Origin of the sequence: Pseudomonas sp. WP18 (assembly GCF_036689585.1) — a bacterium.
In the GTDB taxonomy this organism is placed as follows: domain Bacteria; phylum Pseudomonadota; class Gammaproteobacteria; order Pseudomonadales; family Pseudomonadaceae; genus Aquipseudomonas; species Aquipseudomonas chlororaphis_E.
On record NZ_CP144758.1, the window covers coordinates 4,462,166 to 4,474,167 of the forward strand.

The 12,002-nt window shown below is 62.1% G+C and carries 13 protein-coding genes; all 13 read right to left on the reverse strand.

The features are described from left to right. Nucleotides 1-8: 8 nt before the first annotated feature. Nucleotides 9-1,553 carry an L-arabinose ABC transporter ATP-binding protein AraG gene (gene araG / locus V5F23_RS19600; protein WP_042730315.1) on the reverse strand — a complete coding sequence of 515 codons (1,545 nt, stop codon included), beginning with the start codon at nt 1,551-1,553 and terminating at the stop codon, nt 9-11. Nucleotides 1,554-1,619: 66 nt separating this feature from the next. Continuing rightward, entirely contained in the window at nt 1,620-2,624 is a 1,005-nt protein-coding gene (locus V5F23_RS19605) for a substrate-binding domain-containing protein (RefSeq protein ID WP_042730316.1), read from the reverse strand. 175 nt (nt 2,625-2,799) lie between these two features. Further along, on the reverse strand, nt 2,800-3,618 hold the full coding sequence (locus tag V5F23_RS19610; RefSeq protein WP_212802881.1) for an SDR family oxidoreductase: 819 nt from the start codon (nt 3,616-3,618) through the stop codon (nt 2,800-2,802). A gap of 236 nt (nt 3,619-3,854) precedes the next feature. Beyond that, a complete protein-coding gene (locus tag V5F23_RS19615; RefSeq protein WP_338496185.1) occupies nt 3,855-4,730 on the reverse strand; it encodes an SMP-30/gluconolactonase/LRE family protein in 876 nt (291 codons plus the stop codon). Further along, nucleotides 4,727-5,473: a FadR/GntR family transcriptional regulator gene (locus V5F23_RS19620; protein WP_338496187.1), complete on the reverse strand. Its 747-nt coding sequence runs from the start codon at nt 5,471-5,473 to the stop codon at nt 4,727-4,729. Before V5F23_RS19620 ends, V5F23_RS19615 begins: the two co-directional genes overlap by 4 nt. A gap of 175 nt (nt 5,474-5,648) precedes the next feature. Next, the gene (locus tag V5F23_RS19625) at nt 5,649-6,209 is read right to left on the reverse strand and encodes a DUF1285 domain-containing protein (RefSeq protein ID WP_338496189.1); all 561 of its coding nucleotides are present in this window, start codon (nt 6,207-6,209) and stop codon (nt 5,649-5,651) included. A 15-nt stretch (nt 6,210-6,224) separates the two neighbouring features. Beyond that, nucleotides 6,225-6,830, reverse strand: a complete 606-nt coding sequence (locus tag V5F23_RS19630) for a DUF4823 domain-containing protein (RefSeq protein WP_042730321.1) — start codon at nt 6,828-6,830, stop codon at nt 6,225-6,227. A 211-nt stretch (nt 6,831-7,041) separates the two neighbouring features. Next, nucleotides 7,042-8,010, reverse strand: a complete 969-nt coding sequence (locus V5F23_RS19635; RefSeq protein WP_042730322.1) for a radical SAM protein — start codon at nt 8,008-8,010, stop codon at nt 7,042-7,044. Nucleotides 8,011-8,146: 136 nt separating this feature from the next. Next, complete coding sequence (locus V5F23_RS19640; protein WP_042730323.1) at nt 8,147-8,785, reverse strand: TetR/AcrR family transcriptional regulator; 639 nt, start codon at nt 8,783-8,785, stop codon at nt 8,147-8,149. Nucleotides 8,786-9,170: 385 nt separating this feature from the next. Then, nucleotides 9,171-9,965 carry a TatD family hydrolase gene (locus V5F23_RS19645; protein WP_123578333.1) on the reverse strand — a complete coding sequence of 265 codons (795 nt, stop codon included), beginning with the start codon at nt 9,963-9,965 and terminating at the stop codon, nt 9,171-9,173. An 11-nt stretch (nt 9,966-9,976) separates the two neighbouring features. Beyond that, nucleotides 9,977-10,333, reverse strand: a complete 357-nt coding sequence (locus tag V5F23_RS19650) for a PilZ domain-containing protein (RefSeq protein WP_042730325.1) — start codon at nt 10,331-10,333, stop codon at nt 9,977-9,979. A gap of 42 nt (nt 10,334-10,375) precedes the next feature. Further along, a complete protein-coding gene (locus tag V5F23_RS19655; RefSeq protein ID WP_047736421.1) occupies nt 10,376-11,362 on the reverse strand; it encodes a DNA polymerase III subunit delta' in 987 nt (328 codons plus the stop codon). Then, nucleotides 11,355-11,987, reverse strand: a complete 633-nt coding sequence (gene tmk, locus V5F23_RS19660; protein ID WP_042730327.1) for a dTMP kinase — start codon at nt 11,985-11,987, stop codon at nt 11,355-11,357. Before tmk ends, V5F23_RS19655 begins: the two co-directional genes overlap by 8 nt. Nucleotides 11,988-12,002: the final 15 nt, after the last annotated feature.

The window sequence follows — 12,002 nt, forward strand, 5'->3', positions numbered from 1 at the left end:
ATTACCTCTCAGTTCGCCGCGTCGGCAACGCGTTGGCGTGGCAGCGCCAGTTGCAGCAGGTTGGATTCATTGGCCTGGTCGCGCGGCAACTCGCCACGCATGGCCCCTTCGCAGAGCACCAGGATCCGGTCGGAAATACCCATCACTTCCATCAGGTCGCTGGACACCACGATCACCGCGATACCGTCGGCTGCCAGGTTGTGGATAATCTGGTAGATCTCGGCCTTGGCGCCGATGTCGATGCCGCGGGTCGGCTCGTCCAGCAACAACACCTTCATCGGCATCGACAGCCAGCGACCGAGAATCGCCTTCTGCTGGTTGCCGCCGGACAGGTACATGATTTTTTGCCCCGCCGTCGGGGTCTTCACTTTCAACGCCTTGATCTGTTTGTCGGCGTTGCCCCGCTCCCAATCGCCGCGCAACAGGCACCCCAGGGTGGAATGGGCGCTACGGGCGCTGATGTTGATGTTCTCGCCCACGCTCGCCAGGGGCATGATGCCTTCCTTCTTGCGGTCTTCCGGGCAAAGCAGCACGCCGGCACCGATGGCGTCCCGGGGCGAACGCAGTGTCAGTTCCTGGCCATGCAGGACCAGGCGCCCTTCGGTCTGGCGCTCCAGACCGCTCAGCAAGCGCAGGAGCTCGGTGCGACCGGCCCCCACCAACCCGAACAGGCCAAGGATTTCACCCTTGTGCACCTGGAAACTCACCGGCTCGCGCAGCCCCGGCCCGAGCAGGCGCTCGACCTGCAACGCCACTTCGCCGCGCTCGCGCGCACGGTAATCGTAGATGTCCTGGATATCGCGGCCGACCATGCAGGTGACCAACTGGTCGTGGGTCAGCTCGCCCATGTTCTCGAAGGTGCGCACGTAGCGACCGTCCTTGAACACCGTCACCGCGTTGCAGATGCGGAACACCTCTTCCATGCGGTGGCTGACATACAGCACCACTTTGCCCTCATCCCGCAGGCGCGCGATGATCGCCATCAACCGGTCGATCTCCCGCGCCGACAGGCTGCTGGTGGGTTCGTCGAAGGCGATGACATGGGCGCCACGGGACAGCGCCTTGGCGATTTCCACCAATTGGCGCTGGCCGAGGGACAGGCGGCCGACCTTTTCGTGCGGGTCGATTTCGTCGGCCAGGCCCTTGAGCAGGTTCAGCGCCTGCTGGCGCAACAACCCACGGTTGACCAGGCCGAAGCGAGCCGGCAGATGGCCGAGGAACAGGTTCTCGGCGACGGTCATTTCCGGCACCAGGTGCAACTCCTGGTGAATCACCGCCACGCCGCTGGCGATGCTGTCGGCGGTGGATTTGAAGGCCATCGTCTGCTCGCCGATCTGCAGCTCGCCGCTGCTCGGGATGTAGGCGCCGCCGAGGATCTTCAGCAACGTGGACTTGCCCGCGCCGTTCTCGCCCATCAAGGCATGGACCTGGCCCGGATGCGCGACGAAACTGATGTTGGCCAGCGCCTGCACGCCGGGAAAGGATTTGCCGATCCCGTTGAACCGCAAGCTGCCGCCGATGTTGTGTTGTTGTGTCGCTGTTTGCGCTTGCATAACCACCTCGAACTCACAGAGATCAAGCGGCCCCGTTACCAGGGCCACTCTTGAATCAACCGACCGTCAGTTCCACAGGCCGATTTTTTCCAGCTCCTGCTTGAAGTTCTCGCGGGTGATCAGCGTCACCTCGTCCATTGCGGTGTACTTCGGCGGTTCCTTGCCGGTGGTGATCCACTCGTACATCATCTCGGCGGTCTTGTAGCCTTCGATGTGCGGGCTTGGCAGCATTGACCCAAAGAAGCCGCTGTCGGGTTTCTTCAGCTCGCCAATGGCGTCGGTGCCGTTGATACCGATCCCGATCACGTTCGCCGCCTTGAAGCCGGCACTTTCGGTGGCGCGCACGCCGCCCAGCACGGTGTTGTCGTTCATGCCGCCGATGATCAGGTTCTTCGCGCCGCTGGGCAGTTTCACCAGGGCGGAGTTGGTGGAGTCCATGCTGCCTGGTACGTCGAGGGTCTTGAGCGCCGAAAAGAGGATATGGTCTTGCGGCATCCCGGCCTTCTTCAACGCATCGACCGAACCGTCGGTGCGCTTCTTACCGGTGTCCAGCTCGTTGAAGGTGTTGATCACCGCGTAGGTGTCCTTCCAGTCCCAGTTACGTTTTTTCGCTTCGGCAGCCATGGCGGCGCCCTGCTTCTGGCCTACTTCGAACGCGGCCATGCCCAGGTACGGGACGTCTTCCATGAACTTGCCGCTGGCGTCGACGAAACGGTCGTCGACGGCAATGACCTTGAGGTCGTTGAGCTTGGCCTTGGCCATGATGGCCGGGCCGAGGGACACGTCCGGCGGGCAGATCACGAAACCCTTGGCGCCGTTGGCGGCCAGGCTGTCGATGGCCGAAAGGGTTTTCTCGCCATCGGGCACGGCGATCTTGATCAGTTCGAAGCCTTTATCCTTGCTCGCCTTCTCGGCGAACGCCCATTCGGTCTGGAACCAAGGCTCCTCGGCCTGCTTGACCAGGAAACCGATTTTCACGGGATCAGCCGCCAGCAAGCTGCTGCTGAGGCTGACCGCGGTAACCGCCAGGGCGGCGCGGCACAGGGAACGGATCCCACGACGATGCTTCATAGTTGACTCCTTGTTTTTTTTATTGAAAGCCAGACGTCCAGGGCCCTGCTCCACCGTCGGTGAAAAAACGCAGGCTGGGCGGTTACAGCACGTTGCTACACAGCATAGGCCTAAATAGTCATATCGTATGATGATTGGATGACAGGCGAAGTTTCACCCGGCCATCCAGGTTCGTTCAGTCGTGGTACATGACCGAACGCCCACCATCGATGGTGATGCATGAGGCATTGATAAAAGGTGCTTCATCGCTGGCCAGGAACACCGCCGTCATGGCCACTTCGATCGGTTGCCCGATACGCCGCGGCGGGTGCAGGTCCAGTGCTCGTTGGCGTTCGGCATGGGGATCGGCAAAGCCGTTCCAGTAGTCGACGTTCAGCTGGGTTTCGATGTAACCCGGGGCGATGGCGTTCACGCGTACCCCCTTGGGTGCGTATTCGATGCCCAGGGCGCGGGTCAGGCCCAACAGGCCGTGCTTGGCCACCGGGTATGGGAAACAGCCGGGAATAATGTGGGACGAATGGGTCGAGGCGATGTTGATGATGCTGCCGACGCCCTGCTCGATCATCTGCGGCAACACCGCCTTGCAACCGTACCAGGCACCATCCAGGTCGATGGCGAAACAGCGCCGCCAGTCTTGCTCGGTCATTTCCAACGGGTCGCGGAAGACGTTGACGCCGGCGCAGTTCACCAGCACGTCGATGCGACCATGCAGTTCGACAGCCCGGCGGGCCATGGCGTCCAGGTCCTGCGGGTTCGACACGTCAGCCCGCATGGCGTGGACGTCCGCCCCGCGCTCACGCCAGAGCGCGGCCACTTGCTCGACCTTCTGCGCCTGGATGTCGCTGATCACCAATCGCGCCGCCTGCGACGCGAACGCGGCGACGATCGCCTCGCCAATCCCCTGGGCCGCCCCGGTGAGCAACACGACCTTGCCCTTCAGGCGCTCGCCCTTGGGCGGCTCCGGCACGGGCGGCAGGCGAAGCGCATCAGCCATGGATCAAATCTCCTGTTTCCAGGCATGACGAAAACCGGGCATCCACGGATGACCGGTCCAGAGGCACTTGGAAAAACACTGGCTCGCGTACGCCACCGGGGCACACGGGGGAGGATCGTTGCATCACTTCACCTGTCTTGTTTTTTTAGTGTGAGTGCGTCTTGCTGATGGAGCCGACTATAAACCCGGCCGGCCAACAATCTCAATATATATATTTACATCCCATATTCTGGGATTTAACCAGCAAACCTCGTACACGCTATCCCTGGCACATCGACCCGCATCGACAGCACGGCACCGTCCAGCGGGTGGCCCAGCGGGCTCGCCGCGCTGGTGATGTACAGCGTCTTGAGGTCTTCGCCGCCAAACACACAGCTGGTCGGGCGGCTGACAGGCAACTCGATCACCTGGTCGACATGGCCGTCCGGGTGCAAGCGCAGCAGGCAACTGCCATTCCAGCGCGCGTTCCAGATGTAGCCACGGGCGTCCATTGCCGAACCATCGGGCCCGCCGCGCGGGTGGGGGCCGAACCAGACCTCGGGCGGCGCCAAGTGGCCTTCGGGGTAGATAAAGTGCCGATACAGCGTGCCGTCGAGGCTGTCGCCGAAGTACACCGTGGTGCCGTCGGGGCTCCACAGCAACGTATTGGGAATGCCCAGCCCACGTAACAGCGGCATCACCCGGCCGTCGCTACCGACGCGAAACAACCCGCCGGAACGTCGTTCGATGGGCAAGTCTTCGCCGGCATCGCCGATGTTGTTCTGCATGGTGCCGAGCCAGAGCTGGCCCTGGGCATCGCAGCGGGCCTCGTTGGGGCGGTTGCCGGGCTGGGGATCGGCCATGCACAGCAGCGTCAGGCGCGGTTGCAGCCCAGGCGAGTCGAGGTCCAGCCGATAGACACCGCTGCTCAGGGTCACCAGCGCGTCGCCATTCTGGGTTGGGATAAAGGCCGAGACATGCTCGGGCATCTGCCAGATCTGCACATTGGCGCCGATCAACCGCAGCGCCTGCTTGCCGGCGATGTCGACCCAGTACAACGCCTGGGTCGGTTCATCCCAGAAGGGCCCTTCGCCCAATTGCGCACGGTGTTCCGTCACAGCCTTGCACTTCATTGAAATCTCCTGTTCCCGATGGGTCCGGCGGTCTCCGTGCGACCGGCCATGACATTGGGGTAAAAGCGTTTGATCGCCAGGTCGGCGTTATCGATCAGGGTCATGCAGGCCCACACGCCTCGCGCCGCGTCACGGGCGGCGATGGCTTCGGCGATGTCCTTATGGATGGGTAATGTGCGCCGCAGTTCATCCGGGTCGGCGGCCGACACCTCGAACGACACGGCCAGCAACGCCCCGAGGGCCGGGACCATCTGTTCGATGAACTGATTATGACTGGCGGCGAGGATGCACTCGTGGAAGAACTGGTCGGCACGGTTGTAATCGGTGCCGCTGTCCACCGCCCGTTCCAGGGCATGGTAGGCCAGGCGAATCGCCGTCACCTGCTCGGCCGTGGCGCGCTCGCAGGCCCAGCGGACCGCCATTGGTTCGATGGTACGACGCAGGTCCAACAGGTCATCGACAAAGTTTTCCGGCAGGCCGCTGCGCGACAACCAGCCGACCACCTGCGGGTCGAACAGGTTCCAGCGGCGCACGGGCAATACCCGGGTGCCGACTTTCGGCCCGACCTCCAGCATGCCTTTGGCCACCAGGGTCTTGATCGCCTCGCGAATCACCGTACGGCTGACGCCCAGTTGCTCGCCCAGGTCCGCTTCGACCTTGATGGTTTGCCCAGGCTTGATCTGGCCGGCGGCTATCCAGCCACCCAACCAATCGACGGTCGATGCATGAAAACTGCTGGACATGGAGACCCCGTGGGCTGTTCTTGTGGTGGCCCACGCTAATCATCATACGATTGGGTGTCAATCCGAATCTTGCACAAAACAATGTGGGAGCGGGCTTGCCCGCGAAAGTGGTAAATCAGCAAACAGTGATTTGACTGACTTATCGCCTTCGCGAGCAAGCCCGCTCCCACAGGATCTAAGGCTCCAGGCCTATCGGGTAGAACTCGCCACCACTCCACACACCCAGCCAGCGCTGCCCATCCATCTCACGACTGACCGCCAATTCCACCAGTTGGTAAAACACATTGCGGTGGATCAGCGCTTCGAGATTACTGCGCACATGGACGTAGGGCGCAGGTTCCTGGGTTTGAGGATCGATCACCACTCGCATCGGATGCTCGGGGCCGGCTTCGGTGGTTTCCTCGACATTGGTGGTAAAACGCAGGAGCTGCCCTTCCCCCTCGCCTTCGACATCCAGGGTCACGGCCACGAACGGCGCGTCGTCGACCTGGATGCCGACTTTTTCCACAGGGGTGATCAGGAAATAATCATCGCCGTCGCGGCGGATGATGGTAGAGAACAGTTTGACCATCGGCTTGCGCCCGATGGGAGTGCCCAGGTAGTACCAGGTGCCGTCCCGGGCGATGCGCATGTCGATGTCGCCGCAGAAGTCGGGATTCCACAAGTGGACCGGCGGCAGGCCTTTGGTCTTGGGGATCTGCACCAGCAAGTCATTGGCTTTTTGCGGTCCGCTCATGGTGACTCCTAATGGTTACTCGTCGCTCATCCCCAGCAGGCTGCGGGCATACTCACGCAACGGCGTGGCGATGAGGTCTTGGGGTTGTTTGTCGTGCAACGTCAGTAAACCGCCACGACTCTTGATGCGTGCAGTATCAATCAAATACTGGGTGCTGGTCTCGATCAACATGATCTGAATGACACTGGTGTCGACCCCCAGGCGATCCACCGCTTCCTCGTCCGCCCATTCATCGGTGTTGCCGATGCGGTTATCCGCCTTGGCGAAACGGGTGTACAGCAGGTAATGAGCGCCGGCGGCCCGGGCTTCGCCCATGGCCTGGTCGAGGCCTTCGGGGGCGCGGGCGCGACGAACCATGGGGAAGTATTCGATGAAACCGTTGAAGGCCTCCTCGGCCACCACGTTGGGCCGCGGATAAGCGCCACCTGGCGGGGCGAAGGCTCCCTGGGCGATGAAGATGAACGAGTCCGGCTGAATACGCAGGTTGTTCACCCGACGGCTGTCGCTGTGGTCCAGCAGGCCGGCATCACTCATGTGGTAACGAACGCCCTCTCCCATGTCGCTGACATTCATGCAGCCGCCAAGCGCCAAAACGGCCAGCAGCAAAACCAGGCTACGCATCCTACCCTCCAAGAACCGGTGTCGGAAAACCGGCGAATGGCCGTGGGATGCAGCTTTTGCGCCAGCTCAGGAACTTGTCGGAATTTCAGCCTCGGAACATCCGTGGCGAGGGAGCTTGCTCCCGCTCGGCTGCGAAGCAGTCGTAAGACTTCAGACCGAAAAGGGCTGCTGCGCAGCCCAGCGGGAGCAAGCTCCCTCGCCACAACGGCTGTCAGCCGCCGATGATTTTCATGATGGTTGCACCGCCGGAAAACGCGACTTCCTGCTTATCCCCCAGCGCCTTGACCAACAATCGTTGAAGGGCAGGCAACGCCTGGTGACGGGGTTTGTCGAGCAGGTCGCCGACAAAGTGCCGATTGCTCGACGACAGGCAGCCGTGCAGCCAACCCGTGGACGACAACCGCAGCCGCGAACAGGTCCGGCAAAACGGCACGCTTTCGTTGGCAATCACGCCGAAATACCCCAGCCCCGGGATCTCGTAGCGCACCGCCGTGGCGTCCACGGGCGCGTTGGCCTGCAGGTATTCGTATTGGTCGCCGATCAGGCTGAGCAGTTGCTGGAGGCTGACGAACTGCTGCAAGAATGCATTCGAGTCGCTGGCCAGGTGCCCCATGCGCATCAGCTCGATGAACCGCAGTTCATAGCCGCGCGCCAGGCAGTATTCGAGCAACGGCATCACCTGGTCCAGGTTCTGCCCGCGCAACGGCACCATGTTGACTTTGATCTTCATCCCGGCGGCCCGGGCCTGCTCCATGCCATCGAGCACGGTCGCCAGGTCACCGCCCCGGGCGATACTGCGAAACGCCGCGGGATCCAGGGTATCGAGGGAAACGTTGATGCGGCGAATCCCGGCGTCAACCAGTAAGGGCAGCTTTTTCGCCAGCAACTGGCCATTGGTGGTCAGGCTGATGTCTTCCAGGCCCATCTGCCCCACCGCGGCCATGAATCGCTCAAGCTTCGGACTGACCAACGGCTCGCCACCGGTAATGCGCAGCCGCTCGATGCCGGCCGCCTCGATCAGGTAGGCCACGCCCCGCGCCATCGCGTCGGCCGACAGTTCATCCTGCGCAGCCACCAGCCGCTTGCCGTCGGGCACGCAGTAGGTACAGGCGTAATTGCAGGCTGAAGTCAGGCTGATCCGCAGATTGCGGAAACGCCTGCCTTGACGGTCAACGATCATGGATCACTCCGGCGAAAGGATAATGGGGCTGATAAAACTTGACCTAGAAATCAAGTCTGCGCAAGGCCCATGCCTGAGTATATTCCTGGGGCACTGCGCCATGTAAGCGGACATGGCGCAATCAGGCAGCTGAATGTCAGTTGCTCGGCACGTCCGTATCGCGCTTGCGCTTGTTGCCCATGCGCACGCCGATGTCCATCAGGAACTGGAAGAAGCCTTCCTGATCTTCCAGCACGTTGCTCCAGAACGGCGAGTGATACAACGCCACCGCGCCATGCACCAGCGCCCAGGCCGCGCAGTAGTGGAAATAAGGCGGCACGTCTTCGAGCTTGCCTTCAGTGATCCGACCCTTGATCAACAACGTCAGGCGCTCGAAGTTCGAGGCACGGATCTTGTGCAGCTCCTCGACCATTTCCGGCACCTGGTTGCCCTTGACCACCTTCTCTTCCAGGCGATCAAACAGGCGGTAGCGCTGCGGGTCGCGCATGCGGAACTCGAAGTAGGCCCGCGACAGCGCCTCCTTGTCCTTGTCCACATCGGCCGAATGCAGCAGCTCGTTCAAATCGCGCTCGTAGTCGAGCATCAGGCGCAGGTAGATCTCCGCCTTGGATTTGAAATGTTTATAGATCGTGCCTTTGCCGATACCCACGGCATCCGCAATCATCTCGACGGTGACACTGTCTTCACCCTGGTCGAGGAACAACTTGAGCGCGGTGTCGAGAATTTCCTGCTCGCGGCGGCGAAACTCACGGACCTTACGGGGTTCTTTGTGCATAAGAAAAAGGTCTGAAGGGTCAAAATTCGAAGCCGGGTATTATGCCTAACTTACGCAAAAATGCACGGATCATCCGTTCTCGGCCGCAGTTCTTCAGAAAACCGCGCATGCCAGGCTTCCCAGGATTCACCTCGATACGCTCTACCTCCCCGGCCGCAGCCACAGTGAGAACCTATCCGAAGCGAGCGTATTCCAAATTTGTTTAAAAACCGTCCGGGCCCGACTGGACGCGTCGGCATAGTGATCAATACTTCAACTGTCGGCGCGACATCTCCCCCAAGTGACGCGCTGATAAAGGTACCAAAGGACCGCGTGCCTTTGTTTTACTCCTAATGGTCTTAACCCGGATTCACCCCCCAGAACCCGGGTTTTTTTTGCATGAAATTCAGGCCTGCGCCGCGCGGACGTGGGCCAGTGGAAACAATTTCTTAAAATTCTCCGTGGTCTGCTCGGCGAAACGCTCGTACGACTCGCCGCGCAGCATCGCCAGGAACTCCGCCACTTCCCGCACGTATTGCGGCAGGTTGGGCTTGCCGCGATAGGGAATCGGCGCCAAGTAAGGCGCATCGGTTTCCACCAGCAGGCGGTCGGCCGGCACCTTGCTGGCCACGTCTCGCAGGGCATCGGCATTGCGAAACGTGACGATCCCGGACAAGGAGATGTAATAACCCATGTCCAGCGCAGCCTTGGCCATGTCCCAGTCTTCGGTGAAACAGTGCAGCACTCCGGCCTGAGGCAGCGCAGCCTCGCGCAGCAAGGCCAGGGTATCGGCCCGGGCACCTCGGGTGTGAATGATCACCGGCTTGCCGGTCTGCCGAGCCGCTTCCAGGTGCAGGCGGAACGATGCCTGCTGGACGTCGGCGGCTTCGGGCTCGTAGTGGTAGTCCAGGCCGGTCTCGCCAATGGCCACCACCCGTGGATGATCGAGCTCACGCAGCAGCCAGTCGAGCGCAGGGGCGGCGTCAGGTTGGACATCCAGCGGGTGGACACCGACCGAACAATCGACATCGGCATAACGCTCGGCCAGCGCCTTAACGTCGGCGGCGTTGTCGGCGCTGACGCCGATGCACAGGAAATGGCCGACACCTCGCTGGCGGGCGGCGTCCAGGGCGGCATCCAGGGAGCCATCATGGGCGGCGAGGTCGAGGCGGTCGAGGTGACAATGGGAATCTACAAGCATAAAGGGCTGGGCTACATCGTATGGGTAGGACGGTCGGACTTCAGGGAGCCGGCCAAGTGGGTTTCGATCTGGTTGCGGGCGCTATTGTCGCCATCGCTGAACTGCACGCCAACACCGGCGGCGCGGTTGCCCTGGGCGCCCTTGGGCGTCATCCAGATCACCTTGCCGGCGACCGGGATTTTTTCCGCTTCATCCATCAGGCTCAGCAGCATGAACACCTCGTCGCCCAAGCGATAATGCTTGTTCGTGGGAATGAACAGGCCGCCATTCTTGATGAAGGGCATGTAGGCAGCGTAGAGCACCGACTTGTCCTTGATGGTGAGGGACAGGATGCCATTGCGTGGGCCGGGACTGACAGGTTCGTTCATGCTGATCTCCGCTGCGATTGAGCTCAGTCTAGGCGGTGTCTGTCAGTTGCGACCAGGCAAACTCGCCCACTGCACCAACAGCGCTTCGAGCAACAGTACCCGATTGAGGTTCGCCTTGCTCAGCACCTTCTGACGTTGGGCAAGTATCCAGTCCTGAATGTTCAAGATTTTGTCCTGGCTGCTTTTTTGCGCCAGGTACTGGATCACCTTGCGCATGTCCGCCAGCCCAAGGCCGGCCTCGTCTTCGGTGAGCTGGTAGCGCAGGACCAGGCTCGACCAGTCGCAGAACCAGTCGAACAGCAGGAGCAACGGTATGGCGTTCCAGCCTTCGGCCAGCTGCGTGGGCGATTGCTGTTGCTTGAGCAGTTTCTTGACCCCGTCCACCACCAGCGCTCGCTGCTCGCGCACGCCCTGGGCCTGGAGGCTGGCCGCCGCCAGGGGCGAGCCGGCCGCGAGGGTCAGCAACTCGGCACGCTCCTCGTCGGTGTTGTCGGGCAGGGCCTGGGCCAGCCATTGCAGGCTCATCGCCTGGCTTGGCAGCGGGCAGGCCTGTTGCACGCAACGGCTCTTGATGGTGGGCAGCAAACGGCTAGGCTGGTGGCTGACCAGCAACAGCACGGTGTCGCCGGAAGGCTCCTCCAGGCTCTTGAGCAGGGCGTTGGCGGCATTGATGTTCATCGACTCGACCGGCTCGATCAGCACCACCTTGCGCCCGCCCATCTGCGAGGTCTGGACCACGAAGCTGACCAGATCGCGAACCTGGTCGACCTTGATCGCCTTGTCCGCCTCTTCCGGCTCCAGCACGTAATTGTCCGGATGGCTGCCGGCCTTGAGCAACAGGCAGGATTTGCACTCGCCACACGCGTTCGAGGCCGTCGGGCGCTGGCACAGCAAGCTCGCCATCAGGCGCTCGGCCAATGCCCGCTTGCCGATCCCGACTGGGCCGTGCAACAGATAGGCGTGGGCATGCTGGGCACGACCGGCCAGTTGCTGCCAGAGCCCGTCTTGCCAGGGATAGGCTTCAGCCACGGGCGCGCTCCAGCAAACCTGGCAACAACGCGTCCAGGGACTGCTGGACCTGGGCCAGCGGCTGAGCGGCGTCGATCAACAGGTAGCGCGCCGGATCGGCCTTGGCACGGCCCAGGAAGGCGTTGCGCACCGCATTGAAGAAGGCCTGGCCTTCCAGCTCGAAGCGATCCAGTCGGCCACGAGCGCTGGCGCGGGCCAGGCCGATTTCCACCGGCAGGTCGAACACCAGGGTCAGGTCCGGCCGCAGGTCGCCCTGGACAAAGGTTTCCAGTGCACCAATACGCTCCAGGGATAGCCCCCGGCCGCCGCCTTGGTAGGCATAGGTCGAATCGGTGAAGCGGTCGCACAGCACCACCGCGCCGCGGGCCAGCGCCGGGCGTATCACTTCGGCCAGGTGTTGCGCGCGTGCGGCAAACACCAGCAACAGCTCGGTGTCCGGGTTCATGACTTCTTCGATCGGCGCCAACAGCACCTCGCGAATCCGCTCGGCCAAAGGCGTGCCGCCCGGCTCACGGGTCAACACCACTTCGATGCCGGCGGCCCGCAGGCGCTCGGCCAGGTAGTCGCGGTTGGTACTCTTGCCGGCGCCTTCCGGGCCTTCCAGCGTAATAAACAAGCCAGTCACGGGCAGTCCTTAATC

Bases quoted from the DNA above. Each gene is read 5' to 3' on its own strand.
- V5F23_RS19635 (WP_042730322.1), bottom strand. From the start codon at position 8,010: ATGATCGTTGACCGTCAAGGCAGGCGTTTCCGCAATCTGCGGATCAGC.
- V5F23_RS19650 (WP_042730325.1), bottom strand. From the start codon at position 10,333: ATGAACGAACCTGTCAGTCCCGGCCCACGCAATGGCATCCTGTCCCTC.
- V5F23_RS19640 (WP_042730323.1), bottom strand. From the start codon at position 8,785: ATGCACAAAGAACCCCGTAAGGTCCGTGAGTTTCGCCGCCGCGAGCAG.
- V5F23_RS19630 (WP_042730321.1), bottom strand. From the start codon at position 6,830: ATGCGTAGCCTGGTTTTGCTGCTGGCCGTTTTGGCGCTTGGCGGCTGC.
- araG (WP_042730315.1), bottom strand. From the start codon at position 1,553: ATGCAAGCGCAAACAGCGACACAACAACACAACATCGGCGGCAGCTTG.
- V5F23_RS19625 (WP_338496189.1), bottom strand. From the start codon at position 6,209: ATGAGCGGACCGCAAAAAGCCAATGACTTGCTGGTGCAGATCCCCAAG.
- V5F23_RS19645 (WP_123578333.1), bottom strand. From the start codon at position 9,965: ATGCTTGTAGATTCCCATTGTCACCTCGACCGCCTCGACCTCGCCGCC.
- V5F23_RS19605 (WP_042730316.1), bottom strand. From the start codon at position 2,624: ATGAAGCATCGTCGTGGGATCCGTTCCCTGTGCCGCGCCGCCCTGGCG.
- V5F23_RS19620 (WP_338496187.1), bottom strand. From the start codon at position 5,473: ATGTCCAGCAGTTTTCATGCATCGACCGTCGATTGGTTGGGTGGCTGG.
- V5F23_RS19610 (WP_212802881.1), bottom strand. From the start codon at position 3,618: ATGGCTGATGCGCTTCGCCTGCCGCCCGTGCCGGAGCCGCCCAAGGGC.
- V5F23_RS19615 (WP_338496185.1), bottom strand. From the start codon at position 4,730: ATGAAGTGCAAGGCTGTGACGGAACACCGTGCGCAATTGGGCGAAGGG.